We start from the raw sequence: 26,564 nt of genomic DNA on the forward strand, positions 1-26,564 counted from the left end.
AGCACGGGTTATAGCCATGAGCGACAAGAAAACCAGCAACCAGATGTGGGGCGGACGTTTTGCCTCGGGTCCGGCCGCGATCATGGAAGCGATCAACGCGTCTATCTCCTTCGACCGCAAACTCTATGCGCAGGACATCAAAGGCTCGATCGCCCACAGCGAGATGCTCGCGCAAACGGGCATTATTTCGGCGGCCGACCAAGAAAAAATTGCTGACGGGCTGAACACGATCCTGAAAGAGATCGAGGCCGGCAGCTTCGAGTTTTCGACACGGCTCGAAGACATCCACATGAACATTGAGGCGCGCCTCGCCGATCTGATCGGCCCGGCGGCCGGCCGGCTGCACACCGCCCGCTCGCGCAATGATCAAGTCGCAGTCGATTTGAGGCTGTGGGTCAAGGATGAGTGCTTTCGCGTCGCCGAGGCGTTGAAAGGGCTGATCGAGGCGCTGCTGGAGCGGGCCGAGGAGCATGCCGCGACCGTGATGCCGGGCTTTACCCATATGCAGGCGGCACAACCGGTGACCTTCGGCCATCACTGCATGGCCTATGTCGAGATGTTTTCGCGCGACCTGTCGCGTGTGCGCGATGCGATCGAGCGGATGGACGAAAGCCCGCTCGGTGCCGCGGCCCTCGCCGGCACCAGCTTCCCGATCGACCGTCACCGGACCGCCAAGGCGCTCGGCTTCCGCGAGCCGATGCGCAATTCGCTCGACAGCGTCTCGGATCGCGATTTCGCGCTCGAGTTCCTCGCTCTTGCCGCGATCTGCGCCACGCATCTGTCACGGCTGGCCGAAGAGATCATCATCTGGTCGACGCCGCAGTTCGGCTTCGTCAGGCTGTCGGACTCGTTTTCCACCGGCTCCTCGATCATGCCGCAGAAGAAGAACCCCGATGCCGCCGAACTGGTGCGCGGCAAGACCGGCCGCGTCACCGGTCATCTGGTCGGCCTGCTAACGGTGATGAAGGGCATGCCTTTGACCTATGGCAAGGATATGCAGGAAGACAAGGAATCGGTGTTCGACGCCGCCGAGACTCTCGACCTGATGCTGGCGGCGATGACCGGCATGGTTTCGGACATGACGGTCAACGCTGCCGCGATGAAGAAGGCCGCCGGCTCCGGCCACGCGACAGCAACCGACCTTGCCGACTGGCTGGTGCGCACGCTCGGCCTGCCGTTCCGCGAAGCGCATCATGTCACCGGCCGGGCGGTGGCGCTGGCCGAAGACAAGAAGGTGGGGCTGGAGAGGCTTTCACTGGAGGATTTGCAGTCGATCGATCCCGGCATCACGGCCGACATATTTTCGGTGCTGGCGGTGCAGAACTCGGTCAAGAGCCGCACCAGTTTCGGCGGCACCGCGCCGTCGGAAGTTAGGAAGCAGATCCGCGCCTGGAAAAAGCGGCTGGCGAAGGCGTAATGCCGGATATTGCGAGCAGTAATATCCCGGATATTGCGACGGGCGATATCTCGGGGTGCAATGCACCGAGAACTCGGCTAAAAGCGGCGGCTGACAACGTTTCGGACGGATGGATCGATGACCGGAAGCAGGATTTTGGTGACGCTGACGCTGCTGGTTGCGATCGCGGCCGTTTCGGCCTGCGGCAGGAGGGGCGCTCTCGACACGCCCTATGAGGCGGCCGTGCAGGCGCGCAAGGATGCCTCGAAGGCCCACCAGCCCGTGCCGCCGGAGCCGGAAAAACCGGTCAAGGACAAGAAATTCATCCTCGACCCGCTGATCTAGAGCCGACGAGAGCCGGGCCTTCCAACCCGATCTCATCGCGCCCCAACTTCTGGAATCACTCTCGTGAACCATTTCGACTACCGCGACGGCGTGCTCCATGCCGAGGACGTGGCGATACCAGATATCGCCGCACAGATCGGCACGCCATTCTACTGCTATTCGACGGCCACACTGACCAGGCACTACCGGGTGTTTGCCCAGTCGTTTGCCGGGCTCGACACGCTGGTCTGCTACGCCATGAAGGCCAATTCCAACCAGGCCGTCCTGCGGACGCTGGCGAAGCTCGGCGCCGGCGCCGACGTGGTTTCGGAAGGTGAATTGCGCCGGGCGCTGGCCGCCGGCATTCCGGCCGGCAAGATCCTGTTTTCGGGCGTCGGCAAGACCGCGCGCGAAATGGACTTTGCCCTTGTCGCCGGCATCCTCTGCTTCAACGTCGAATCCGAGCCTGAACTCGAACTGCTGTCGGCGCGAGCCGCAGCGCTGGGCAAGGTGGCGTCGATTTCGCTGCGCATCAATCCCGACGTCGACGCCAAGACCCACAAGAAGATCTCCACCGGCAAGGCCGAGAACAAGTTCGGCATCCCATGGCAGCGGGCGCGGCAGGTTTATGCCTGCGCGGCAAAGCTTCCCGGCATCAGGATCACCGGCATCGATACCCATATCGGCAGCCAGATCACCGAGCTGCAGCCCTTCGACGATGCCTTCGCCCTGCTTGTCGATCTGGTCGGCGCGCTGCGGGCGGACGGCCATGCCATCGAGCATATCGATGTCGGCGGCGGGCTCGGCATTCCCTACCGCATCGACAACAACCCGCCGCCGCTGCCCGACGCCTATGCCCAGATCGTCAGGAAGCATGTCACCAAGCTCGGGCTGAAGGTGATGTTCGAGCCTGGCCGGCTGATATCAGGCAATGCCGGCATCCTCGTCTCAGAAGTGATCTTCGTGAAGGAAGGCGACGCCAAGAACTTCCTCGTCGTCGACGCCGCAATGAACGATCTCATCCGGCCGACGCTCTACGACGCCTTCCACGACATCCGTCCGGTCGTGCAGCCGCCGGCCGACACGCCGCGCATGATGGTCGACGTGGTCGGCCCGGTCTGCGAGACCGGCGATTATATCGGCCTGGACCGCGATCTGCCCAGGCTGAAGGCCGGCGATCTGATTGCCGTCTCCACCGCGGGCGCCTATGGCGCGGTGCAGGCCGGCACCTACAACACCCGCCTGCTGGTGCCGGAGGTGCTGGTCGACGGCGACCGGTTCCACGTCGTGCGCCCACGCCCGACCTATGACGACCTGATTGGGTTGGATTCCATGCCCGACTGGCTTGCATAGAAGCGCCGGAAACAAACCTACCCGTCACAGGGAGCAAGTCATGACGAACGGCATCACCGTCACACGCGAGCGCATTGCCGCGATGGAACCGCGCATCCGCTCCTATATCAGGCACACGCCGGTGCTGCGCGTCGACATGGCCGACTTCGATCAGCCGCCGCTGGCCGTCGACCTGAAGCTCGAATGCCTGCAGCATTCCGGCTCGTTCAAGGCGCGCGGCGCCTTCACCAATCTCCTGGAGCGGCCGGTTCCCGACGCCGGTGTCGTCGCGGCATCGGGCGGCAACCATGGCGCGGCCGTCGCCTATGCCGCCATGCGGCTTGGCCACAAGGCGACCATCTTCGTTCCCGAAGTGAGCCCGCCAGCCAAACTGGAGCGAATCCGCTCCTACGGCGCCGAACTGATCGTCGGCGGCGCCCGCTATGCAGAGGCGCTGGCGGCCAGCGAACGGTTCGCCGAGGAGACCGGCGCCTTGCAGATCCATGCCTTCAACCAGGAGGAAACGCTCGTCGGCCAGGGCACGCTCGGGCTCGAAATCGAGAGCGATTTGCCTGAGATCGACACGCTGCTGGTCGCTGTCGGCGGCGGCGGCCTGATCGGCGGCATCGCTGCCTGGTTCGGCGGCCGCATTCGGATCATCGCCGTCGAGCCGGAAGGGGCGCCGACGCTTCATCGCGCCTTCGAGGCCGGACACCCCGTCGACGCACCGGCCGAGGGCATCGCCGCCGATTCGCTGGCGCCAAAGCGCGTCGGCGAAATGATGTTCCCGATCGCCGAAGCCTTTGTCGAACGCTCGATCCTGGTCAGCGACGACGACATCATCGCCGCGCAGAAGGCGCTGTGGAACCGGGCCCGCATCATCTCCGAGCCGGGAGGTGCGGCCGCCTTTGCCGCGGTCCTGTCGGGCCGCTATACGCCGGCGGCGGGCGAACGGGTCGCCGTGCTGGTCTGCGGGGCGAATGCGGACCCCGCTACCTTCTAATGGCCTGCTGCCTTCTAAAGGGTATGCAGGATGGAACTATAACGGTCCACTTCACGTTTTTCCGAACTGCCTCGCCTTTGCCGTGTTTGCTGGTATTCTTTGAGTCGTGAGGCGTCGGGCTATCCTGCCCGCTCCACAGCATGATCCCGAAAAGTGAAATCCCTTTCGGAACAGATCATGCTCAAAGGGATAGGGCCGCATCCCGGTTTTCGGGATGCAATAGGCTCAAGGAAGGGCCGATGACGCAACGACCCACCTTCAGCAGCGATCGCGGCCTCGCCGGGCGCCTGGCCATGAGCCGGCTGGCGACGCGGGTCTCGATGATGGTCGAGCGCGGCTGGCCGTTGCTGCTTCCGCTCGTCATAGTCGCCAGCCTGTTCCTCAGCATCTCCTGGCTCGGGCTGTTCTCCCGGCTGCCGGATATGGCGCGCATCGGCCTGATCGCTGCTTTTGCCATAGCGGCACTGGCCGCGCTCTATCCGCTGCGCTTCTTCCGCCTGCCGGGCGCCGCCGAAATCGACCGCCGCATCGAGGCCGCCAATCAACTGTTGCACAGCCCGGTGCTGGTGCAGACCGACCGGCCCAGCGGCAGGGAAAGCAGCTTCTCGCAGGCGCTGTGGCGCGAACACCAGAAGCGCATGGCTGGAAAGCTCGACAACCTTGGCGCCGACCTGCCGCGCACACGCGTGCCGGAGCGCGACCCCTGGGGGCTGCGCGCGGTGGCGGCCCTTTTGCTCGTTACCGCCTTCGCCTTCTCCTTCGGACCGACGGGCGGCAGGATCAGCGACGGCTTCAATGCCCATGGGACGCGCGATATCGTGCCGCCGCGCATCGATGCATGGGTGACGCCACCGGCCTATACCGGCAAGCCGCCGATCTTCTTGACCGCCGACGCAAACCAGGCGATCCCGACCTTTACGGTTCCCGAAGGCAGCGACGTTTCGCTGCGCGTGACGGGCGGCTCGGGCGAGGAAACGCTCGGCTATGCCGACAAGAATGGCAACGCCCGCGTCATCGACCCCGCTGCGCCGCAGACCGCCGCCAAGCCGGCTGCAAGCCCGGCGACGCCGTCCAAGGTGCGCCAGTTCACCAGCAAGCTGACCGGCGACGGCACGCTGACGCTGACGTCGGGCGAAGAACAGCTCGGCCGCTGGGCCTTCGCGGTCGTATCGGACAAGCCGCCACAGATTCGCTTCGTCGGCGAGCCCAAGCGCGCCGCCAACGGCGCCTTCGAGCTAAACTACCAGATCGACGACGACTATGGCGCCGCCACCGCCAGGGCGGTGTTCGCGCTTGCCGATCCGCAGGCGCCGAATGCGCGTCCGCTGTACGGTGCACCTGAAATGCCGCTGACGCTGCCGCGCCGCGGCGGCAAGTCGAACGCCGCCAGGACCTCCAAGGACCTGACCGAGCATGTCTGGGCCGGCAGCAGCATCAAGCTGACGCTGGTCGCCACCGACGATGCCGGGCACACCGCATCGAGCCAAACCAAGACGCTGCTGATGCCGGAGCGGCCTTTCGCCAATCCGCTGGCACGCGCCGTGATCGAACAGCGCCGCCTGCTGGCGCTCGACGCCAACGCCAAGCCGCGCGTGCTCGACCTGATGGACGCCATCACGCTGCGGCCGGAAGACACGTTCGACAATATGTCCCACTACCTCGCCATCATGAGTGCCCGCACCCGGCTAAAGATGGCCGAGAGCGACGATCAATTGCGCAGCGAGGTCTCCTATCTCTGGGAAATCGCGCTCGGCATCGAGGAAGGCAATCTTTCGGCCGCCGAAAAGCGGCTGCGCCAGGCGCAACAGGCGCTGCAGGACGCCATCAAGAATGGCGCCAGCGACGCTGAAATCGAAAAGGCGATGAAGGAACTGCGCGAGGCGATGAACCAGTTCCTGCAGGAATTCGCGGAGCGCGCCACGCAGAATCCCAACGCCCCGCAGATGCAGCAGAACGGCCAGGAACTGCGCCAGAGCGACATCGATCGCATGATGGACCAGATCGAAAACCTGGCGAAGTCCGGAGATCGCGACAAGGCCCAGCAACTGCTGTCGCAACTGCAGGACATGATGAACAATCTGCAAGCCGGCCGTCAGCAGCAAGGCGGCCAGCAGGACAGCGAGATGCGCCAGCAGATGGACAAGCTGGGCGAGATCCTGCGACGTCAGCAGGAGATGATGAACGACACCTTCCGCATGGATCAGATGCAGCGTGGCGAGCGCCAGCGCGGGCAGAACCGTGACGAGCAGCTCGGCGAAGGCGGCCAGGATGAGGACAGACCCGGCGTCGGCGAAGACCGCGATCCGCTCGCCCGGCAAAAGCCGATGACACCCCAGGAATTCGCCGATGCGCTGAAACAGCTGCAGCAGGGCCAGGGCCAACTGCAAAGCGACCTCGAGCAGCTGAAGAAAGGCCTCGAAGGCATGGGTATGGAGCCCAATGAAGGATTTGGCGAGGCCGGCAAGTCCATGGGCAATGCCGAACAGGCACTCGGCGAGGGCGAAGGCGATGCGGCCGTCGGTCATCAGGGCCGGGCGCTGGAAGCGCTGCGCAAGGGCGCCAAGGACATGATGAAGCAGATGCAGGCCATGCAAGGCGACCAGGGCGGCGGCGAGGAAGGCGGCCGCCAGCAGAACGCCGATCGTGATCCGCTCGGCCGGCCACGCGCCAGCACGGGTCCCGACTTCGGCGATTCGGTGAAGGTGCCCGACGAGATCGACGTGCAGCGTGCCCGCCAGATACTGGAAGCGATCCGCAAGCGGCTCGGCAATGCGCTCAGCCCTGACATTGAACGCAGCTATCTGGAACGGCTGCTCGAGCTGAAATAGAGCAATTCCACGAAAATTATGAAGCGGTTTTCCGTCCGGAATTGCTATAAAACAAAGGGATTGCCGTCCGCCATCCCACCTGAAAACCCTCTCGCACGGTTGCACCACCATGCCCAGACTTGGCGCCGTCACACCCATCCTGCGCATCTTCGACATTGCCAAGGCACGTGAATTCTACGTCGGCTTCCTCGGCTTCGAGGTGCAGTGGGAACATCGCTTCGCCGACGACGCGCCGCTTTACATGGCGGTCGGCCGCGACGGCTGTGTTCTGCATCTCAGCGAACATCACGGCGACGGTGCACCCGGCATCGCCCTGCGCATCGAGGTCGAGGACATCACGGCTCTTCATGGCGAACTGATCGGCAAAAACTACCGCTTCGCCAGGCCGGGCGTGGAAGAGACGCCTTGGAAGACCCGCGAGATATCGGTCGCCGATCCGTTCGGCAACAGGCTGCATTTCTACGAGGATGCCGGCTGACTGAGCCTGTTGACGAAGGCTTCGCGGATCGCATCCTGCATGCCGTCGATCGCCTCGCCTGACGCATTCGGGTTGCGGTGCATCACCACGTTCGAGGAATCGATGGCGCCGAATCCGTCTGCCGTGGTCAGTTCACGACAGCCGTCCGGAATGTTACTGCGCGAAATCGGCGCGATCGCCAGTCCGGAGGTGACGGCGAGCTTGAGGCCGCCGGTGGTGTCGCTGGTATAGGCGACACGATAGGCAAGATCGCGCTGCTCCAACGATTTGATGGCAAAGTCCTTGCACCAGCCGGCCCGGTTGTAGAGCGCGATCGGCACCGGCTGTTCCTCATGCATATGGTGCAGGGTCGACGTCACCCACACGGTCGGGTCGTGCATCAGCACTTCGCCGCCGGCAGGATCCTGCCATTCGAACACCACGCACAGATCGAGCTCGCCGGCGGCGAGCGCCGCCATCTGTGCCCCGGAATGGGCATAGCGCACAGTGACTTCGACCTGCGTATGACGCTTCGAGAAGGCGCCGAGCGCGCGCGACAGGATGGCGTGGCCATATTCCTCCGGAATGCCGATGCGCACCGGCCCGCCAAGCGGCGCTGCCGCCATCGATGCCGACGTCTCGTCGAGCAGCGAGACAATGCGGCGGGCGTTGACGATGAGTTCGCCGCCGCGCCGCGTCAACGCGACGCCGCGCGAACCGCGCTCGAACAGGCTGGCGCCGATCAGCTCTTCGAGCTTCTTCATCTGCATCGACACCGCGGATTGGGTGCGGCCGGCCTGCTCCGCCGCCTTGGTGAAATTGCCGGTCTCGGCAATGGCCACGAAGGTGCGCAGGAGATCGCTGTCGAGGGTCGGCCGCATGAAATCCGCCATAAGGGAATTTGATTGCTGGCATCATTCCAATTCGTTTGCAACATGTCAAATGGCGGACGATAGTCGCCTCACCCATTGGATATGTGGCTGCGAAATCAGCCGCGGACCAATCAAGAGTCCTCACTCGTGCCCGCTGCCCGAAACGGTGGCGGGTTCTTTTTACCCCGCAGGCGACAGCTTCGGACCGTACGCGCAGGAGCCTGGATGCAGATGCAGAATCGGATGGTGGGCGGCATCCTGAGCCTGTGCCTCGGCGTGCTGATCTTTTCGCTGCAGGATCCGCTCGTCAAAGCCGTGTCCAGCGGTTATCCAGTGACCGAGGTGATGGCGATCCGCTCGATCGTCGCCCTGCCGATCCTGATCGTTCTGGTCCATGCCGATGTCGGCCTGCAGGCGATCCTGTCGAAGCGATTCGGCATGCTGACGATGCGCGCCTTCATCCAGTTCACCTCCTATACGATGTACTACCTGGCCATCGCCGCCTTGCCGCTTGCCGATGCGGTGGCGCTCTATTTCATGGCGCCGCTGTTCATCATGGTGCTGGCCGGGCCGTACCTTGGCGAGCGCGTCTCCTGGCAGACACTGGCAACCGTGCTGATCGGCTTGTTCGGCGTCCTCGTGATGCTGCGTCCCGGCGCAGGGCTGTTCGACTGGGCAGCGCTGCTGTCGCTGGGCTCGGCGGCGCTCTATGGTTTTTCGCAGCTGATGGCCCGCAAGATCGGCGATACTGAATCGTCCACCGTCATGGCCTTCTATCAGAACGGCGCCTATCTGGTCGGCGCCGCCGTGGTTGCCGGGGCATTTCACCTGGCCGGCATCACCCACGCCGTCCACCCGAGCCTGGAATTCCTGGTACGGCCCTGGCTGTGGCCGACGCTGCCCGATTTTCTCAAGATGGCGGCCTGCGGTTTCGTCGCCTCCGCCGGCATGATCCTGCTGTCGCAGGCCTACCGGATGGCGCCGGCCAACCGCGTTGCCACTTTCGAATACACCGGCATCCTGTGGTCGCCGCTGTGGGGTTTCCTGTTCTTCGCCGAGGTGCCGCGGTCGACGACCGTAATCGGTGCCGCCTTGATCATCGGCGCCGGCCTGCTGGCGCTCAACACCGAACGGCGTAAAAGCCCCCCACCCGTGCTCGCTGCCACCGATCCAGCCTGATCAGGCGAAGCAGATCAGCGCCCGTTCGACGCGCGAGCGGATTTCGGCCAGCGTGAAGGGCTTCTGCACGACATCGAGGATGATGCCGTTCAACTCCTCGGCGCGCTCGCGCTGGTCGGCATAGCCGGTCATCAGCACGATCTTCATCGCCGGAAACAATGCTGCCGCCGCGATCGCCATCTCGATGCCGTCCATTTCCGGCATGCGGATATCGGAGACGACCAGATCATAGCCGCCACGCGCTGCCTTGATCTGCGCAAGCCCCTGCGCGCCGTCCGCCGCGATATCGATTGTGTGCCCGGCACGTTCAAGCGCGCGGGCGGCCAGGGTGCGGACGGACTCATCGTCCTCGACGATCAGAAGCTTTGCCATGGCCGGCATATTTGGCCGCCAAAAGTTGACTTTTCCTGAAAGCCCAGAGCAATTCAGGAAAAGTGTGAGACGGTTTTCCCGGGAAAAGCGCAAAGCGCTTTCCCTTGGGAATTGCGTCAAAACAAAAAACTAGAGCGGTTCGACGTTTTCGTGAAGCGGCGAACCGCTCTAAGCGTCAGGAAACCTTTCTGGTGCCGCTCAGACATCCCCTTTGACGACACCGACAAACGGCAACTCGCGAAAAGCATGGGCTACATCCATGCCGTAGCCGACGACGAAATAGTCGGGGCAGTCGAAGCCGACATAATCGGCATTGAGCTCGGTCTGGCGGCGCATGCGCTTGTCGAGCAGCACGGCGATCGAACAGCTCTTGGCGCCCCGCGACAACATCAGCTCGCGGGTAAAGCTCAGCGTCTTGCCCGATTCGAGAATGTCGTCGATCAGCAGCACGTCGCGGCCGGCGACCTCATTGTCGATGTCGCGCAGCACCCTCACCTCGCCGCTGCTGGTGCCGGCGCCATAGCTGGAGATGAAGATGAATTCGACCTCCGGCGACAGGCCGACATCGTGCATGGCCCGGATAAGATCGGCGGCGAAGATAAACGAGCCCTTCAGCACCGAGATCACCAGCAGATCGTGATAATCGTGTCCGGCGATTTCCTTGGCGAGCTCGAGATTGCGCCGCGCGATCGCCGATGCCGAAAACAGAACCTCGATGTCCTTGCCGCGCACAACTGGCATTTTTCGCCCCCTGGAATTTTTTGCCTAAACGCCTTCACGCCTAGCGTGTGTTGAGATTCAGGTCAGGCTGAGTCGAAAACGGTGTTTTCCGAGAACCGGAGCGGAGCGTACTTGAAGTACGTGAGCACCGGAAGCGCAGGAAACCGCCGTTTGCAGGCCAGCCTCACCTGAATATCAGCACACGCTATTGGGCGAAGGTGACCGATACAGTCCTTACGCCGTTCTTAGGCACGTCGAGCCGGCTGGCAAAGCCGAATCTTTCGCCCGACGCCAGCGAACGGCCGGATGTCCCCAACGTATAGCGGGTGGTCTGCCCGTCATTGCCGGTCACCCGGATTTCAAGCCGCGGCAGCTGCGTCGGTTTCGCGCCATCATTGACGGCCTCGCCATCGACGAACAGTGCGGCGTTCGGCCCGGAGGCGTCGACGCGTGACGTGACGCCAGAAATGCTGAGCGCCGACGCTTGCGCGCTGGACAGGAACGGCGCCTGGCGCACCAGCGCGTGCCCGCCGGAGACCCAGAACGCGGCCAAGGCAGCGCCGATACCAGCGACCCAGAAGATCGGCCCGCCACGCGAGGCCAGTAGCCGCTCCGGTGGGGCTTCGGGCTTGCGCAGCATGTCCATGCCTTCGATGGGCGGCGTGACGATCGGGAGCGGCAGCGGCGAAACGCTTTCCACCGCAGGCGCAAGGCGCGGCATCACCACGTAGTCGGCATCGACGATGTCGCCGGCCGAACCACGCATGAACCTGTCCGCTGCGGCAATTGCCGCCGGATCGGTCATGATTTCGCCGGAAACCGGGCGCGCGGTTCGATCGTCAGCCATCATGGCCCCAGCATTGCAGCACGTGTTCGCTTTTCGTTTCTTTTGCGTAAACACAAATGGTTAACGCTTCCCCACCGGAGCCCTCGTGACGAGCCGAAAGAGCCCAGAAATTAACCGCCGGTTAACCATGCCGGCCGATGGTCTTTACCCAGAACAGGCCGGCTCGCCGCCGTGCCGAAATTCAGGTCGTCGAAATTGATTCGTTTCGAAAATGTCGGCCTCCGCTATGGCATGGGTCCGGAAATCCTCCGCGACATCTCCCTGCACATCCCGGAGCGCTCCTTCCAGTTCCTCAGCGGGCCTTCGGGCGCCGGCAAGACGACCTTGCTGCGCTTGCTGTTCATGTCGCTGAAGCCGACGCGCGGGCTGATCACCATCTTCGGCAAGGACCGTTCGCGCATCTCGCGCACCGAATTGCCGCATCTGCGCCGCCGCATCGGCGTGGTGTTCCAGGATTTTCGCCTGCTCGACCATATGACCACCTACGAGAACGTCGCGCTGCCGCTGCGCGTGCGCGGGCGCGAGGAGGCGAGCTACCGCACCGATGTCACCGAGCTGTTGAAGTGGGTCGGGCTGGGCGAGCGCATGCACGTGCTGCCGCCGGTTCTGTCCGGCGGCGAGAAGCAGCGCGCGGCGATCGCGCGGGCGCTGATCGAGCAGCCCGAAATCCTGCTCGCCGACGAGCCGACAGGCAATGTCGATCCGCCGCTGGCGCGACGCCTGCTGCGGCTGTTCATCGAGCTCAACCGTCTCGGCACCGCGGTGGTGATCGCCACCCACGACCTTGGCCTGATGGAACAGGTCGACGCGCGCCGCATGATCCTGGCCGGCGGAAGGCTGGACATCTATGACTGAACTGTCCGCCGAACATTTTGTGGAACGGGAGCAGGACGCCGAGGCGACCGAGGCAAAGCCCCGCGCCCAGCGCAGGATGGCGCCGATCGTGCCGGCGCAGAACATCGCCGGCCGGGCACTGGTCCTGGTGATCGCCATCATGACCTTCCTGTCCTGCCTGACTTTCGGCGCGGTGACGCTGGTGCGCGACACAGCGTCCGTCTGGGAGAACCAGATTTCGCGCGAGGCGACCATCCAGATCAAACCGGTCGACGGCCTCGACATGGAAGCAGCCCTTACCCAGGCCTCCCAGATCGCCGGTGAATTCCCTGGCGTCAAGACGACCCGGATCATCGACCGCGAGGCGACCGCGAGGCTCCTTGAGCCCTGGCTGGGCTCGGGGCTCAACATCGACGAATTACCCGTGCCGCGACTGATCATCGTCACCATCGACGAGAACAGCCCGCCCGATTTCGCCGCCATGCGCGCCGCGATCACGCCGAAACTGCCGAGCGCATCGCTCGACGATCACCGCACCTGGGTCGACCGGCTGGTAGCGATGGCCCGCACGACGGTGACCATCGGCATTGCCGTGCTGGCGCTGATGCTGTCGGCGACCGTGCTGACCGTGGTGTTCGCGACGCGCGGCGCCATGGCCGGCAACGGTCACATCATCGAGGTGCTGCATTTCGTCGGCGCCGAGGCACGCTTCATCGCGCGCGAATTCCGCCGGCATTTCCTGGTCACCGGCATGAAGGGAGCAGCGGCCGGCGGTGCCGCCGCAGTGCTCGTCTTCATCGTCTTTTCCTGGTGGTCGTCGCGCAATATGGCGACGCCGCAGGCCGATCAGGCGACCGCCCTGTTCGGCAATTTCGCCATCGGTTCGGCAGGCTATCTCGGTGTCGTGTTGATGGTGCTGGTGATCGGCGGACTGACGGCTGCCACGTCCCACGCCACCGTCGTTGCCTATCTCAGCGACATCGATGTCCGCCAGCCGGATGCAGGCTAATTCATGTCGCTCAAAAGTGGGAACCGGTTGGGGGACAACGCCATGGATAAAACAGGGTGATCACGGATGGAGAATTCACGTAACGCAAAGTGCGTCTTTTACCTACCCAAAGCCGCATTTCAGGATTAACCATATGGCGATGGACGCGCGGGATTCGACCGGTACGGCTGGGCAGATGCCAGTGGTGGTTGCCCGTTCGCATGACCGTCGCGCTGTGAGCCGTCTAAGAGCCGCGTTGCGCCTGTCCGCTCTCTCCGTTCTCATCCTCGCAACCCTGTTCGCCGGCGGCTTCGGTTGGTTCGCCAACAAGGTCAGCCATCTGACTACGCCCGCCAATCCGGCCAAGGCAGACGCGATCATCGTCTTGACCGGCGGCCAGTCCCGCCTCGATGCGGCGATGGAGCTGCTGGCGTCCGGCAAGGGCGAACGGCTGCTGATCAGCGGCGTCCATCCTTCGGCCAGCCGCCGCCAGCTGCAGGCGGCGACCGGCGGCGACAAGAATCTGTTTTCCTGTTGCGTCGACATCGACCGCGCCGCGCTCGACACGATCGGCAACGCCGAGGAAAGCGCCAAATGGGTTGAGAGCCACGCCTATGGCACGGTGATCCTTGTCACCAACAATTATCACATGCCCCGCAGCCTGCTGGAAATGGGCAGGCTGCTGCATGGCGCCAAGCTCGAGCCCTATCCGGTGGTCAATTCCAACCTCGACAATGGCGGCTGGCTGACCAAGCCGCGGGCCTTGCGCGTGCTGTTCACCGAATACAACAAATATCTGCTGGCGCTGGCGCGCGGCATCGTGCCGGTCAAGCCGACACCCAACGGCATCGCGCTGGCCGAAACCGCGGCCGGCGGCTGATTATTCCCCTGCGGCCGTGCCCGAATTTCCCCTGAGCCGTGCGATCTCCTGCTCAAGGCGTTCGATACGCTTGTCCCGCTCGCCGAGTGCCGCCGCCACGTCGGCCGCCTCGAACCGTTGCGGAATATGCTGCGGACAATTGGCATCCCAGGCCGAGACGGTGAACAGGATGACCTGCTCGGGGCGCGCTCTGTAGTCTTGCGGCATCAGTTTCGCCATCAGCTCGGCGTCACTCTCGACGACCCGCGCCGTGCCCCAGATCTTGATGCGCTGGCGGTGCATATAGTCGATCAGGAACAGGAACGCCCTTGGATTGTCGGCCAGATTGCCTTGCGTGATGAACTGCCGGTTGCCGGAAAAATCCGCGAAGCCGATCGTATGTTCATCCAGCACCTTGAGGAAGCCGGCCGGCCCGCCGCGATGCTGGACATAGGGCTGCCCCTCGCCGTTGGCGGTCGACAGGAAGACGCTGGTCTGCATTTCGATGAAGGCGGCAAGCTCCGGGGTGATGCCGGCCTGCCAGCCGCCACGCTCCTCGACACGGGCATAGGACTGACGTGAGCCCTTGCGGGCCTGGATCGCCTTGACGGTCGGCGTGAAGGCGACGTCGCTGGTGAAAGCATGCGCGTTCATGGAAAGCTTCCTTGCGGGCAAGATGCTAAAGTCCGAGCTCCGACAGTGTCGGGTGGTCGTCCGGCCGCCGGCCGAGCGGCCAGTGATATTTACGATCGGCCTCGCCGATCGGCAGGTCGTTGATGCTGGCGATGCGCAGGCGCATCAGCCCGTATTCGTCGAATTCCCAGTTCTCGTTGCCGTAGCTGCGGAACCATGAACCGCTGTCGTCGCGCCATTCGTAAGCGAAACGCACGGCGATGCGGTTGCCGTGGAAGGCCCAGACCTCCTTGATCAGCCGGTAGTCGAGCTCGCGGCTCCATTTGCGCGTCAGGAAGTCCTGGATGGCGTCGCGGCCTTGCAGGAATTCGGCGCGGTTGCGCCAGCGGCTGTCCTTCGTATAGGCGAGCGCGACCCGTCCCGGATCGCGCGAATTCCAGGCATCCTCGGCCATGCGCGCCTTCTGTGCTGATGTCTCGGCGGTAAACGGCGGCAGCGGCGGGCGGGCTTCGGACATGGCAACTCCTTTGCGAGGCCATGCTGCAGGCAGGCCGACAGACCCAATATAAAGCCTTCCATCATTCAAATGCAGATGCCATATTCGTAACCCGTCCTTCCATTTTTCGGAAGAAGCTATGGATCGTCTCGAAGCCATGTCGCTCTTTGTCGCCGCGGTGGAGGCCGGCAGCCTTTCCGCGGCCAGCCGCCGTTTCGGCATTCCGCTGGCGACGGTCAGCCGCAAGATTTCCGATCTCGAGCGCCATCTGAACACGCGCCTCCTGAACCGCTCGACGCGTCGGCTGACACCGACCGATGCCGGCCAGGCCTACCTTGCCGCCTGCCGCCGCATCCTGGACGACGTCGGCGAGGCCGAACGCACGGCAGCCGGCGAATACAGCGCTCCGACCGGCGAACTGGCCATCACCGCGCCGGTCGTCTTTGGCCGGCTGCATGTGCTGCCGATCGTCACCGGCTTTCTCGCGGCCTATCCCGACGTCAACATCCGACTGACATTGGCCGACCGCATAACCCAGTTGGCCGAGGACCATTTCGATCTCGCCATCCGCATCGGCCAGTTACCCGATTCGAGCCTGGTCGCCATCGGCGTCGGCGCGATCCGCCGCGTCGTTTGCGCCAGCCCGGCCTATCTGGCCGAACACGGCACGCCAACGACCCCGGAGGATCTGGAGACGCACGATTGCATCACTTTCGAGGGACTTGCCTCCGCCGCCAGTTGGAGCTTCATCAAGGGCAGGGCCGAAATCCCGGTTCGGGTCCGCTCGCGGCTTCAGGTCAACACCGCCGAGGCGGCCATCGATGCGGCGATTGCCGGCGTCGGGCTGACACGAGTGCTTTCCTACCAGATCGAAGCCGCGCTGCGGTCCGGCGCGCTGCGCATCCTCCTGCAGGAATTCGAGCCGGCGCCATGGCCGGTAAGCCTGGTGCATGCGGGCCACGGCCTGCTGCCGGTCAAGCTGCGCGCATTCCTCGATTTTGCCGCCCCGCGCCTGAAGGAGCGGCTGGCGCGGCTGATGTAGCGGAACCAGGCCAATCCCCCATTGGCGACCGTTCTTCGTCGCCAATCAAAGCGCCCTGCGGCCATTTCCTTTTTTCCCGCGCTTGGTGTAACCAACGCTCACCTCCTCACCGGGCTCCCCCCAAATGCTCTACATCAGATCGCTGACGTTCAATTTCGTCTTCTACGTCAATCTGATCGTCCAGATGATCCTCTGGACCCCCTACTATTTCCTGTCGCCCCGTCACCGCGCCTGGTTCGTGCCGAAATTCTGGTCGCGCACCTCGATGTGGCTCTATGACAAGATCGCCGGAACGAAGAACGAGATCACCGGCCGGGAAAACCTGCCCGAAGGCTCCTTCATCCTGGCACCAAAGCACCAGTCGTTCTGGGACGCGATCGCCTTCTTCCCCTTCCTTCACGACCCGCTCTACATCCTGAAGCGCGAGCTGACCTGGATCCCGTTCTTCGGCTGGTACATCATGAAGATGCGCATGATCCCGGTTCATCGCGGCAGCCGTTCGAAAGCGCTAAAGGCCGTGGTCGCCGCGACCAAGGAGGAGATGGCGCGCAACCCTCGCCAGCTCATCATCTACCCCGAAGGGACAAGACGCGCGCCGGGCGACGAGCCGGCCTATAAATACGGCATCGTCGAAATCTATGCACAGCTTGGCGTTCCGGTGGTGCCGGTTGCCCATGTCGCCGGCCTTTATTGGCCGCGGCGGAAATTCCTGCGCTATCCCGGCACCATCAAGGCGCGTTTCCTGCCGCCGATCCCACCGGGACTGAGCAAGGACGAATTCATGGCCCGCCTGATCGGCGAGACCGAGGCTGCCTGCGACCAATTCCTGATTGATGTGGCGCGCGGTCCGAGCCCGCCTGCCTTGCCTCCGACAGCGGTGAAAAGGCTGCAAGAGCTGGACGCGGCTGAAAGAACCAAAGCCTGAATCGGAAGTCTCCGGCCGACAGTGCTCAGCCGAACATCGCCAGCGCGGTGGTCAACGCCAGCGTCGCGGCAAAGACCAGATTGATGATCCGCGAGGCTGCCGGTCGGCGCAGGAAGCGCGCGAACCCAGCCCCCGCGACAAGCCACAGAGCGTGGATGGCAACGATCATCAGGGCGAGAGCCGTCAGCTTCAGCCATGGACCAAGCTCAGTGGCGCCCTGTTTGGACGAAGCACCGGCGAACACGGCGGCGATCGCCACATAGGCCTTTGGATTGGCGACCGCGAGAAGGAATCCAGCCAGCCATGTTGGACACGAAGCCTCGGCGCCGCGTGCTGCCATGGGCGGCGCCGTGGCGATCTTGAAGGCGAGATAGAGGATGTAGGCCGCGGAAGCGAAAGCCAGCAACGGCGCCAGCCTCGGCATCGCGGTGAGCACCGCCACGACCCCGGTCGCGACAACCAGAAGCACGGCGATCGTGCCCAGTATGATTCCCCAGGCATAACCCAGCGAGCGGCGCAAACCGAAGGCAGCGCCAACGGCGGTAACGCTTATCGTCGCCGGTCCCGGGCTGCCCATGATCACCAGGGCGGCAAGCATCAGCGCGAGAAGTTGTCCCCAAAAATCCGGCTGCGAAAGAAGCGGCTCAGCCATTTTATCCTCTGTCCTGCCTTGCGCGAAGAGACGGTATGGCAGGACCAGAGGGGCGTCTTGGACGTTCGTGCGAGGCGTCGCGACTGAGCTTCAGCCGCTCGCTCTGTCGAGTTCGGCCATGTCGTCGGCGGTCAGTTTCAGCGACGCTGCCCTGATCAGGCTGTTCATCTGTTCAGGCTTGGTGGCGCTGGCGATCGGCGCGGTGACGCCCGGCCGAGCGATAACCCAGGCAAGCGCCACTTCCGCCTGCTTGGCCGAATGCCTTGATGAAACCGCGTCGAGTGCCGCAAGGATCCGCATGCCGCGCGCATTGAGATAATCCTTCACCCCGCCGCCACGCGGGCTTTGACCGAGATCGGCTTCGCTGCGGTATTTGCCGCTGAGGAAACCCTTGGCCAGGCTGAAATAGGTGATGACGCCGATGTCCTCAGCCACGCATAGATCGCGCAACGGCCCATCGAAGGACGAGCGATCGTAAAGATTGTATTCCGGCTGCAGCACCTCGTAGCGCGGCAGGCTGCGCAAGCTCGCCACATCGAGTGCGGCACGCAACTGGCCGGCGTCGAGATTGGAGCAGCCGGCATAGCGGATCTTGCCCTTGGCGAGCAGCTTCTCGTAGGCGCCAAGCGTTTCTTCATAGGGCGTTGCAGGGTCCGGCCAATGCGACAGATAGAGATCGATAAACTCGGTCTGCAGCCGCTTCAGCGATGCATCGACGGCCTTTTCGATGTATGCGGCGGACAGGTCCTTGTGCCCCTGCCCCATATCCGAACCGACCTTGGTGATCACCACGACTTTGTCGCGATTGCCACGGTCTTTAATCCATTTGCCGATGATGGTTTCCGATTCACCGCCTTTGTGGCCGGGAACCCAGCGCGAATAGGCATCCGCCGTATCGATGGCGTTGAGGCCGGCGCCGACGAAGCGGTCGAGCAGGTCGAACGAGGTTTTCTCGTCGGCGGTCCAGCCGAAGACGTTGCCGCCCAGAACCAGCGGCGCGATGGACAGGTCGGTGCGACCGAGACGACGTTTCTGCAAGGCGGATCTCCGGGATGATTGGGGCGGGCAAATGGCGCCCGCGGGCTGAGGGTCGGAGCCTAACCTAGGTCTTGCCTGAACGAGGTCAAAGGCCTGGCCGCCTTTTTCCGCAGAGCCAGCTTCACAAAGGCGCGACCTGCCTGGCGACATCCTCCAGCCAGTGGTCGCGGATGCCCAACGCCTCGAGATGCTCAAGCGTGCTCAGCACATAGTCCTCGTTGTTGCCGGACTGGCCGACCGCGCCGCGCACCACGGCCGCCGCATCCGCCGCGTCGAGCGCTCCGGCATATTGCTCGTGGTGGCGGTCGACAATGTAGACCACCGCGTCGACCGTACCGCCCCCGTCGAGGCGAATCTTGAGCATGCGCTCCAGATAGACATTGGTGACCAGTTCGCGCTCGCGAAGATAGGCCATGACCTCGTCGTGCAAGTCACCGGGAACGCGGAATGCGAGGCCGACGCAGGACCCGCCACGGTCGAGGCCGAGCACCAGCCCCGGCCGCTCGCGCGTTCCGCGATGCACGAAGGAATAGACGCAGAGCGAGCGCCGGTAGCCATGCAGGCGGGCACGCTGTGTTTCGACATGCGCGAACCCCGGCCGCCAGATCAGCGAGCCATAGCCAAACACCCAAAAATCGCCCATATCGCCGCGCCTGATTGCAAAAGATGCCAACACCGCACCCGGACCGGTGTTTTTTCCGCCCGTCCCGTCTAACTATTCGTCTGTCTACCTGGCGGAATCGACTACCCGTCCGCAACACCCATGCGTTAACGAGAGCCAAAGCATGACGTCAAGTGACGAACGCCAGCCGAACAAACGTCGCCGTGTGGTCTGGCTTGCAGCATTCATCGTCGTGCTGTTCGCCCTCTACAGCGGCGGCTGGTTCTATCTGGCTGACCGCGTCAGGAGCGAAGCCGACAAGGCGGTTGCCACGCTCAACAAGAATGGCGTCGAGGCCGGCTGCGGCAATCTCCAGGTCAGCGGCTATCCCTTGAGCTTTACCGTCTCCTGCGACAACCTCGCCTATGAGGACGATGCCAAGAACATTGCGGCTTCAGCCGGCAGTTTCAACGCAGCCGCCCAGATCATCCAGCCTCTGTCGCCGGTTGCCAATCTGCGCGGCCCGCTCAGGACCTCCGTTCCGGACATGGTGCCGCTGTGGATAGACTGGGACAATCTGCAGGCCAATTTCAAATTGTGGTGGCCGCTGCCGCAGCGGATTTCGCTGCAGGCGGAGGGTCTTTCCGGCCAGACCGATCCCGCCGACGACACCGATCCGGTGCAATTGTTCAGCGCCGGCAAGGCGGCCGGCCAACTGCAACCCAACGGTGAGGATATCGACTATCTCGGCAGTTTCGGCGATCTCGAGATCGACCCCGACGCGATTGGCGGGCGCGTGCTTCCGGCACTCGACGCCAGTGGCGACGTGACATTGAAGAACGGTGTCGCACTGATCGGCACGCAGGTGAAGAGCCTCCGTGGCCAAGCGATCGAAATCCGCAACCTTGACCTGTCGTCGGGGACGGCGCGCATCACCGTGTCGGGACCGCTGTCGGTCGATGCCGAGGGCCTGGTCAACGCCGACCTGATGATCAGGCTGAAGGACCCGAAGGCGGTGGCGGTCATCCTCGGCGCCGCCATACCCGAGCAGAAAAGCCAGATCGAGCAGGGCTTTGCCGCCCTGGCGGTGCTCGGCAACGAACCCTCGATGCCGCTCAAGGTGGTCAGGGGCAAGGCCTCGCTCGGCTTCATTCCGCTGGGTAAGATCAAGCCTGTGGAATAGCGCTGCGATGGCAAGACCCGTGAAGCTGCTGAGCGTTGGCGCTTTGACGCTGGACACCATCCTGCGCGTCGAGACGCTGCCCGTGCATCAAGGCAAGTTCATTGCCTCCGACGGCGTCCAGATCGCCTCGGGCATGGCCACGAGTGCTGCCTGCGCCGCGCATCGCCTGGGGGCCGAGGTATCGCTGTGGGCGAGTGCGGGTGACGATGCCGTCGCCGACCAGCTCATCGCCGGCATCGAGGCCGAAGGCGTCGATTGCACCTTTGTGCGCCGCGTCAAAGGCGCCCGCTCGGCGCTGGCCTCGATCCTGGTCGACGCGTATGGCGAGCGCATCATCGTGCCGTTCTATGACGGGCTTGCCCAGGCCGATCCCGAAGCCTTGCCGGTCGCCGACCTCACGGCATTCGACGCTGTGCTGGTCGATGTCCGCTGGCCGGGCGCGGCAGCGTTGGCACTCAAGGCGGCACGCGCCGTTGGGAGTCCGGCGATCCTCGATGCCGACACCGCGCCGCTGGAAGTTCTGGAACAGCTGTTGCCGCTCGCTACGCACATCGTCGCTTCGGAAACGGCGGCACGCATCGTCTGCGGCCAGGCGCTCGATCCGGAAACGGCTTGCGCCGATCTCGCCAGGCGTACCGACGCCTTTGTCGCGGTAACCGCCGGCGCGGCGGGCTGTTGGTGGCACGACCGTCGCGCAGGCTGTGTGCGCCATGTCGCGGCGCCAAGGGTCAAGGCGGTTGACACACTGGCCGCCGGCGATGTGTTTCACGGCGCCTTCGCCGTCGGGCTGGCGGAAGCCATGCCGGTCGAGCAGGCTTTGCGCTTTGCCAGTGCGGCCGCCGCGCTCAAATGCCAGCGCTTCGGCGGCAGGCTTGGTGCGCCGAACCGGGCCGAGACGCTGGCCATGGTTGCGCAGACCTGGCCAGCCTGAAACTGACTTAGCCCTTCGCGGGATGCTCGACGGCCTGGCGGCCAAAATCGGGCACGTCGATGTCCTGGCCGGCCTCGATGATCGAGCGGCGCACGGCACGGGTGCGGGTGAACAGGTCGAAGAGTTTTTCGCCATCGCCCCAGCGGATCGCGCGTTGCAGCGACGCCAGATCTTCCGAGAACCGCGCCAGCATTTCGAGGATGGCGTCCTTGTTGTGCAGGCAGACATCGCGCCACATGGTGGGGTCGGAGGCCGCGAGACGCGTGAAGTCGCGAAAACCCGAAGCCGAATATTTGATCACTTCGGATTTGGTCACCGACTGCAGATCATCGGCGGTGCCGACGATGTTGTAGGCGATGATGTGCGGCAAATGCGAGACGATGGCGAGCGTCATGTCGTGATGCTGCGGGTCCATCGTGTCGATGTTGGCGCCGCAGCGGCGCCAGAATTCCGACAGCCTCTCCAGCGCGTCCGGGTCAGTGTCGGGCACCGGCGTGAAGATGCACCAGCGATTGTCGAACAGGTCGGCGAAACCGGCGTCGGGGCCGGATTTTTCCGTGCCCGCCAGCGGGTGGCCGGGAATGAAATGGACGCCTTCAGGCACATAAGGCTGCATCTGCGCGATGACAGACGCCTTGGTCGAGCCGACATCGGTGAGGATCGCACCCGGCTTCAGCGCCGGCGCGATTTCCTCGGCCACGGCGCCGGACGAGCCGACCGGCACCGAGACGATGACCAGGTCGGCATCGCGAACCGCCTCTTTCGCATCGGTGGTATAGCTATCGCCGAGTCCAAGTTCTTCCGCCCGCGCCAGCGTCGCCGCGCTGCGGGTCGAGATGGCAACGTGACGGGCCAGCCCCTCGCGGCGGATGACGCGGGCCAGCGACGAGCCTATCAGGCCGATGCCGACCAGCGCGATCTTTTCAAACATCGGTGATGTCATGGCGTTCTAGCTTTTCAGGAATGTCGTGAGAGCGGCGACAACGCCGCGATTGGCCTCTTCGGTGCCGACGGTCATGCGCAACGCGTTGGGAAAGCCATAGCCCGAAACGCGCCGCAATATATAGCCGCGCGCCGTCAGATAGTCGTCCGCCGCCGCCGCCGAATGCTTCTGATCGTCAGGAAAATGAACGAGAACGAAATTGCCGACGCTCGGCGTTACCCGCAGCCCAAGCTTTGTGAATTCCTCGCTCAGCCAGGCAAGCCAGGTCTCGTTGTGCGCCACACTGCGCTCGACATGGGCGCGGTCGCGGATGGCTGCGATACCGGCCTCGATCGCCGTCGCATTGACGTTGAAGGGACCGCGCACGCGGTTGATGGCGTCGACGATATGCATCGGCGCATACATCCAGCCGATCCGCGCGCCACCGAGGCCGATCTTGGAGAAGGTGCGGGTCATCACCACGTTCTGGGCAGCACCGACCAGCTCGATGCCGGCCTCATAGTCGTTGCGACGGACATATTCGGCATAGGCCGCGTCGAGCACCAGAAGCACGTTCTTCGGCAGCGCGGCATGCAGCCGGCGCACCTCCTGGAACGGCACATAGGTGCCGGTCGGGTTGTTGGGATTGGCCAGGAACACGATCTTGGTGCGCGGCGTGACCGCGGCCAGGATGGCGTCGATGTCGGCGCGCTCATCTCTTTCCTTGATCGTCACCGGAACGGCACCCGCCGACTGGATGTAGATCTTGTAGACCATGAAGGCGTGTTCGGTGATGACGGCCTCGTCGCCGGGCGCCAGATAGGTCTGCGCCAGCAGGCCGAGAATCTCGTCGGAACCGTTCGAGCAGATGATGTTCTGCGGGTTGAGGCCGTGCACCTCGGCGATCGCTTCGCGCAGCCGCCTGGCGGTGCCGTCGGGATAGATGTCGAGCTTGCCGGCAATCTCGCGCGCGGCTTCGATCGCTTTCGGCGAGGGCCCTAGCGGATTCTCGTTTGATGACAGCTTGTGGACCTTGGCGACGCCGGCGGGCGCCGTGCTCTTGCCCGGCACATAGGCGTCGATGTCCATGATGCCCGCACGCGGGGTTGGACGTGCCTGGTCCGGTGTCTGGCTCATGTCGCAAAATCCGTCGAGAACGCTTCCTGAGGGAAGCCGCAGCGGAAATACAAGCCGTGGCCCGCAATGTCGAGAGGCGACAGCCATTGGGACCAGGCGGCCCGTTGACGCCGGCGCGCCACAGCCCTAGAAGGGGTGCGAACTTCCGTGGTGATTTGGCCGGTCGGCTTGCAGCCACGTTAAACAACTTGCTAAAGGGCCGTTTGCATCCTGTAACCGGCTTTGCGACCGCAATGCCGGTTTTTTGTTGTCCGCGCCGGCCGGACACCCGTATCGGCATCTTTCGACAAGATGCGTGGGCTCAAAGTGTGAGATGGATGTCATGGCCGTTCTGCGTGCCCGCAAAACCAACAACGAGGTCGATCAACCGTCGAGCCCGGTTTTGCGTTTTGGATCCGACAAGCCGCTCAAGCTGGACGCCGGCACGCTGCTGTCACCGTTCCAGATCGCCTACCAGACCTACGGCACGCTGAACGATGCCCGCTCCAACGCCATCCTCGTCTGCCATGCACTGACCGGAGACCAGCACGTCGCCAGCACCAATCCGGTGACCGGCAAGCCTGGCTGGTGGGAAGTGTTGATCGGCCCCGGCAAGATCATCGACACCAATCGCTTCTTCGTCATCTGCTCCAACGTCATCGGCGGTTGCCTTGGGTCCACCGGTCCGGCCTCGACCAATCCCGCCACCGGCAAGCCCTATGGGCTCGACCTGCCCATTATCACCATTCGCGACATGGTGCGGGCGCAGCAGATGCTGATCGACCATTTCGGCATCGAAAGGCTGTTCTGTGTGCTCGGCGGCTCTATGGGCGGCATGCAGGTGCTGGAATGGGCATCGAGCTATCCGGAGCGCGTCTTCTCGGCGCTGCCGATCGCCACCGGCGCGCGCCATTCCTCGCAGAACATCGCCTTTCATGAGGTTGGCCGGCAGGCTGTCATGGCCGATCCGGACTGGCATGGCGGCAAATATTTCGAGCACGGCAAACGCCCGGAAAAGGGCTTGGCGGTGGCGCGCATGGCGGCCCACATCACTTACCTGTCGGAAGCCGCCCTGCACCGGAAATTCGGCCGCAATTTGCAGGACCGCACCGCGCTGACCTTCGGCTTCGACGCCGACTTCCAGATCGAAAGCTATCTGCGCCATCAGGGCATGACCTTCGTCGATCGCTTCGACGCCAATTCCTACCTCTACATGACGCGATCGATGGACTATTTCGACCTCGCCGCCGACCATGGCGGCCGGCTGGCCGACGCCTTTGCCGGCACCAAGACCCGCTTCTGCCTGGTGTCGTTCACCTCGGACTGGCTTTTTCCGACCGAGGAGAGCCGCTCGATCGTGCATGCGCTCAACGCCGCCGGAGCATCGGTATCCTTCGTAGAGATCGAAACCGACCGCGGCCACGACGCATTCCTGCTCGACGAGCCGGAACTGTTTGCCGCCATCAACGGCTTCATCGGCTCGGCGGCCAGGGCGAGAGGGCTGAGCCAATGAGCGTCAACCGCGACCAGCGCGTCGACCTCGAGGTCGTCGCCAACCTTATCCCGCCACAGTCGCGCGTGCTTGATGTCGGCTCGGGCGACGGCTCGCTGCTCGAATTGCTGCAGGACAGCAAGCAGGTCGACGGCCGTGGGCTCGAGCTGTCGCAGCGCGGCGTCAATGAATGCGTGGCGCGCGGCCTCTCGGTCATCCAGGGCGATGCCGACAAGGATCTCGAATTCTATCCCGACAAGGGCTTTGACTTCGTCGTCCTCTCGCAGACGCTGCAGGCCACCCGCAACCCGAAGCTGGTGCTCGACGAACTGCTCAGGATCGGCAATCGCGCCATCGTCTCCTTCCCCAATTTCGGCCATTGGCGGGTGCGTCTGTCACTGTTCGTCAACGGCCGCATGCCAGTGACCAAGGACCTGCCCTACTCCTGGTACGACACGCCCAACATCCACTTCTGCACCATCCGCGACTTCGTCAATCTGTGCGACGAACTCGGCGCGACCGTCGAGAAGGCAACCGCTCTCGACGCTGCCGGCCAGAAGATCGGCCTGTCGATGCCGTGGTGGTTCTGGAACTTCTTCGGCCAGCAGGCAGTGTTCTTGCTGAAACGGTAATATTGATCGCCATGTATCTCTTTCGTAGGCGCCCTCTGCCAGTTGAAATCCCACCGGACATGCTGGCTGGGTTGAAAGCCGGAATTCTCATCTGCACCTCACCGCGCAGCGGCAGCAACCACCTAGCCGGATTGATGGCAGCCACCGGGCTTGGCAACCCACTCGAGTGGTTCGGGGGCCGCCGTGTTCTAGAAATGCCGAACTATCCCCGCGACCCCCGTGCCCAGGTTTTGCGTGCACTGAAGGACGGGCGGTCTCCCTCCGGGATTTACGCGGTCAAACTGTTTGCCAGCCAGTTTTCACAGGTTGCCAAAACCGTGGATCTCCCCGCAAGCCTTCCAAAGCTGCGCTATATGCGGTTGACGCGTGGGGACCTCGTTGGTCAAGCAGTTTCGTGGACCCGCGCTCGTCAGAGTGGTCGGTTCCGCTCTACCGAGGCCGATCAGAAGAGACCATGCTACGACGGCAAAGCAATCGCGGACTCGCTTGAAAAAATCATCCTGGAAAATCTGGCCTGGGATGTCTGGTTTGCAAAAAACGGATTGTCCTTCCTATCACTGACATACGAAGAACTCCTTGAACATCCACGGACCTGCCTTGAAAGGGCTGCATCTCTGGTCGACGCCAAGCTTGTCTTGAAACCCGGGTCTGATCTCGATTCGGGCCTCGATATTCAACGAGACACCATCAATGAGGAGTGGAGAGAGCGGTTCTTGGCGGAATATTCTGACACGTCGAACTTCCATGCCAACAATTGCCGTCGCGGTTTTCTTAAAAAGAGGAGCTCAAGGTTCTCGATCTGATCGAACGGCATTGTACAAGAACACGAAGCATCCAGGGGCGCCAGAGATGCGATGTTATTGATCAAAGCGCATCGCCGTCCATGGCGA

28 protein-coding genes and 1 riboswitch are annotated in these 26,564 nt (G+C 63.5%); of the genes, 17 read left to right on the plus strand and 11 right to left on the minus strand.

What is annotated here, in order from left to right; genetic code table 11:
• Positions 1-16: 16 nt before the first annotated feature.
• From argH to NKH52_RS04855, 6 genes are all read left to right on the plus strand, one after another.
• The gene (gene argH / locus NKH52_RS04830) at positions 17-1,417 is read left to right on the plus strand and encodes an argininosuccinate lyase (RefSeq protein ID WP_352727869.1); all 1,401 of its coding nucleotides are present in this window, start codon (positions 17-19) and stop codon (positions 1,415-1,417) included.
• Positions 1,418-1,534: 117 nt separating this feature from the next.
• A complete protein-coding gene (gene lptM / locus NKH52_RS04835) occupies positions 1,535-1,741 on the plus strand; it encodes an LPS translocon maturation chaperone LptM (protein WP_023811112.1) in 207 nt (68 codons plus the stop codon).
• Positions 1,742-1,804: 63 nt separating this feature from the next.
• The gene (gene lysA / locus NKH52_RS04840; RefSeq protein ID WP_352727867.1) at positions 1,805-3,073 is read left to right on the plus strand and encodes a diaminopimelate decarboxylase; all 1,269 of its coding nucleotides are present in this window, start codon (positions 1,805-1,807) and stop codon (positions 3,071-3,073) included.
• A gap of 40 nt (positions 3,074-3,113) precedes the next feature.
• A complete protein-coding gene (locus NKH52_RS04845) occupies positions 3,114-4,055 on the plus strand; it encodes a threonine/serine dehydratase (protein ID WP_352727865.1) in 942 nt (313 codons plus the stop codon).
• 239 nt (positions 4,056-4,294) lie between these two features.
• Entirely contained in the window at positions 4,295-6,883 is a 2,589-nt protein-coding gene (locus tag NKH52_RS04850) for a TIGR02302 family protein (RefSeq protein WP_352727863.1), read from the plus strand.
• Between the two features lie 109 nt (positions 6,884-6,992).
• Positions 6,993-7,361, plus strand: a complete 369-nt coding sequence (locus tag NKH52_RS04855; protein WP_127295991.1) for a glyoxalase superfamily protein — start codon at positions 6,993-6,995, stop codon at positions 7,359-7,361.
• On the opposite strand, the gene NKH52_RS04860 is transcribed toward NKH52_RS04855, so the two are convergent.
• Entirely contained in the window at positions 7,343-8,221 is an 879-nt protein-coding gene (locus tag NKH52_RS04860) for a LysR family transcriptional regulator (RefSeq protein ID WP_352727861.1), read from the minus strand. The genes NKH52_RS04855 and NKH52_RS04860 overlap by 19 nt on opposite strands.
• A gap of 222 nt (positions 8,222-8,443) precedes the next feature.
• Here NKH52_RS04860 and NKH52_RS04865 point away from each other — a divergent pair, with 222 nt between their 5' ends.
• Positions 8,444-9,391, plus strand: a complete 948-nt coding sequence (locus NKH52_RS04865) for a DMT family transporter (protein ID WP_352728341.1) — start codon at positions 8,444-8,446, stop codon at positions 9,389-9,391.
• On the opposite strand, the gene NKH52_RS04870 is transcribed toward NKH52_RS04865, so the two are convergent.
• The 3 genes from NKH52_RS04870 to NKH52_RS04880 form a co-directional block, all read right to left on the minus strand.
• Entirely contained in the window at positions 9,392-9,763 is a 372-nt protein-coding gene (locus tag NKH52_RS04870) for a response regulator (RefSeq protein WP_352441731.1), read from the minus strand. It lies immediately after the preceding gene.
• Between the two features lie 198 nt (positions 9,764-9,961).
• Positions 9,962-10,504 carry a hypoxanthine phosphoribosyltransferase gene (gene hpt, locus NKH52_RS04875; RefSeq protein ID WP_352727859.1) on the minus strand — a complete coding sequence of 181 codons (543 nt, stop codon included), beginning with the start codon at positions 10,502-10,504 and terminating at the stop codon, positions 9,962-9,964.
• Positions 10,505-10,688: 184 nt separating this feature from the next.
• Positions 10,689-11,333, minus strand: a complete 645-nt coding sequence (locus NKH52_RS04880; protein WP_352727857.1) for a hypothetical protein — start codon at positions 11,331-11,333, stop codon at positions 10,689-10,691.
• Positions 11,334-11,525: 192 nt separating this feature from the next.
• Here NKH52_RS04880 and ftsE point away from each other — a divergent pair, with 192 nt between their 5' ends.
• From ftsE to NKH52_RS04895, 3 genes are all read left to right on the plus strand, one after another.
• Positions 11,526-12,185, plus strand: a complete 660-nt coding sequence (gene ftsE, locus NKH52_RS04885) for a cell division ATP-binding protein FtsE (protein WP_010911739.1) — start codon at positions 11,526-11,528, stop codon at positions 12,183-12,185.
• The gene (locus NKH52_RS04890; protein ID WP_027038121.1) at positions 12,178-13,173 is read left to right on the plus strand and encodes a cell division protein FtsX; all 996 of its coding nucleotides are present in this window, start codon (positions 12,178-12,180) and stop codon (positions 13,171-13,173) included. The genes ftsE and NKH52_RS04890 overlap by 8 nt, the downstream gene beginning before the upstream one ends.
• Before the next feature lie 133 nt (positions 13,174-13,306).
• Positions 13,307-14,032, plus strand: a complete 726-nt coding sequence (locus tag NKH52_RS04895; RefSeq protein WP_352727855.1) for a YdcF family protein — start codon at positions 13,307-13,309, stop codon at positions 14,030-14,032.
• Here NKH52_RS04895 and NKH52_RS04900 read toward each other — a convergent pair whose 3' ends face one another.
• Both NKH52_RS04900 and NKH52_RS04905 read right to left on the minus strand, forming a co-directional pair.
• Entirely contained in the window at positions 14,033-14,665 is a 633-nt protein-coding gene (locus NKH52_RS04900) for a pyridoxamine 5'-phosphate oxidase family protein (RefSeq protein ID WP_352727854.1), read from the minus strand.
• Between the two features lie 25 nt (positions 14,666-14,690).
• Entirely contained in the window at positions 14,691-15,161 is a 471-nt protein-coding gene (locus NKH52_RS04905; RefSeq protein WP_352727852.1) for a nuclear transport factor 2 family protein, read from the minus strand.
• Between the two features lie 118 nt (positions 15,162-15,279).
• On the opposite strand from NKH52_RS04905, the gene NKH52_RS04910 reads away from it, so the two are divergent.
• Positions 15,280-16,182: a LysR family transcriptional regulator gene (locus NKH52_RS04910; RefSeq protein WP_352727850.1), complete on the plus strand. Its 903-nt coding sequence runs from the start codon at positions 15,280-15,282 to the stop codon at positions 16,180-16,182.
• A 124-nt stretch (positions 16,183-16,306) separates the two neighbouring features.
• Entirely contained in the window at positions 16,307-17,107 is an 801-nt protein-coding gene (locus tag NKH52_RS04915) for a lysophospholipid acyltransferase family protein (protein ID WP_352727848.1), read from the plus strand.
• A 25-nt stretch (positions 17,108-17,132) separates the two neighbouring features.
• Here NKH52_RS04915 and NKH52_RS04920 read toward each other — a convergent pair whose 3' ends face one another.
• The 3 genes from NKH52_RS04920 to NKH52_RS04930 form a co-directional block, all read right to left on the minus strand.
• Entirely contained in the window at positions 17,133-17,759 is a 627-nt protein-coding gene (locus tag NKH52_RS04920; protein WP_352727846.1) for a LysE family translocator, read from the minus strand.
• Positions 17,760-17,849: 90 nt separating this feature from the next.
• The gene (locus NKH52_RS04925; protein ID WP_352727844.1) at positions 17,850-18,797 is read right to left on the minus strand and encodes an aldo/keto reductase; all 948 of its coding nucleotides are present in this window, start codon (positions 18,795-18,797) and stop codon (positions 17,850-17,852) included.
• Between the two features lie 121 nt (positions 18,798-18,918).
• Positions 18,919-19,440 (minus strand): gamma-glutamylcyclotransferase, encoded by a 522-nt coding sequence (locus NKH52_RS04930; RefSeq protein ID WP_127295979.1) that lies wholly within the window; start codon positions 19,438-19,440, stop codon positions 18,919-18,921.
• A 142-nt stretch (positions 19,441-19,582) separates the two neighbouring features.
• On the opposite strand from NKH52_RS04930, the gene NKH52_RS04935 reads away from it, so the two are divergent.
• A complete protein-coding gene (locus NKH52_RS04935; protein WP_127295978.1) occupies positions 19,583-20,581 on the plus strand; it encodes a DUF2125 domain-containing protein in 999 nt (332 codons plus the stop codon).
• A gap of 7 nt (positions 20,582-20,588) precedes the next feature.
• Positions 20,589-21,512, plus strand: a complete 924-nt coding sequence (locus tag NKH52_RS04940; protein WP_352727842.1) for a sugar kinase — start codon at positions 20,589-20,591, stop codon at positions 21,510-21,512.
• Positions 21,513-21,519: 7 nt separating this feature from the next.
• Here the strand turns inward: NKH52_RS04940 and NKH52_RS04945 are convergent, their stop codons facing one another.
• Entirely contained in the window at positions 21,520-22,455 is a 936-nt protein-coding gene (locus NKH52_RS04945) for a prephenate/arogenate dehydrogenase family protein (RefSeq protein ID WP_352727840.1), read from the minus strand.
• Positions 22,456-22,461: 6 nt separating this feature from the next.
• Entirely contained in the window at positions 22,462-23,571 is a 1,110-nt protein-coding gene (gene hisC / locus NKH52_RS04950; RefSeq protein WP_352727838.1) for a histidinol-phosphate transaminase, read from the minus strand.
• Between the two features lie 137 nt (positions 23,572-23,708).
• A riboswitch (SAM riboswitch) is annotated at positions 23,709-23,786 on the plus strand.
• A gap of 107 nt (positions 23,787-23,893) precedes the next feature.
• Between hisC and metX the strand changes: the two genes are divergently transcribed.
• The 3 genes from metX to NKH52_RS04965 are packed head-to-tail and all read left to right on the plus strand — an operon-like array spanning position 23,894 to position 26,477.
• The gene (gene metX, locus NKH52_RS04955; protein WP_352727836.1) at positions 23,894-25,063 is read left to right on the plus strand and encodes a homoserine O-acetyltransferase MetX; all 1,170 of its coding nucleotides are present in this window, start codon (positions 23,894-23,896) and stop codon (positions 25,061-25,063) included.
• Positions 25,060-25,674: a methionine biosynthesis protein MetW gene (gene metW / locus NKH52_RS04960; RefSeq protein WP_352727834.1), complete on the plus strand. Its 615-nt coding sequence runs from the start codon at positions 25,060-25,062 to the stop codon at positions 25,672-25,674. The genes metX and metW overlap by 4 nt, the downstream gene beginning before the upstream one ends.
• Positions 25,623-26,477, plus strand: coding sequence for a Stf0 family sulfotransferase (locus NKH52_RS04965; RefSeq protein ID WP_352727832.1), 855 nt, complete (start codon positions 25,623-25,625; stop codon positions 26,475-26,477). The genes metW and NKH52_RS04965 overlap by 52 nt, the downstream gene beginning before the upstream one ends.
• Positions 26,478-26,564 lie beyond the last annotated feature (87 nt).

It is taken from the genome of Mesorhizobium sp. M1066 (assembly GCF_040318635.1).
Lineage (GTDB): Bacteria > Pseudomonadota > Alphaproteobacteria > Rhizobiales > Rhizobiaceae > Mesorhizobium.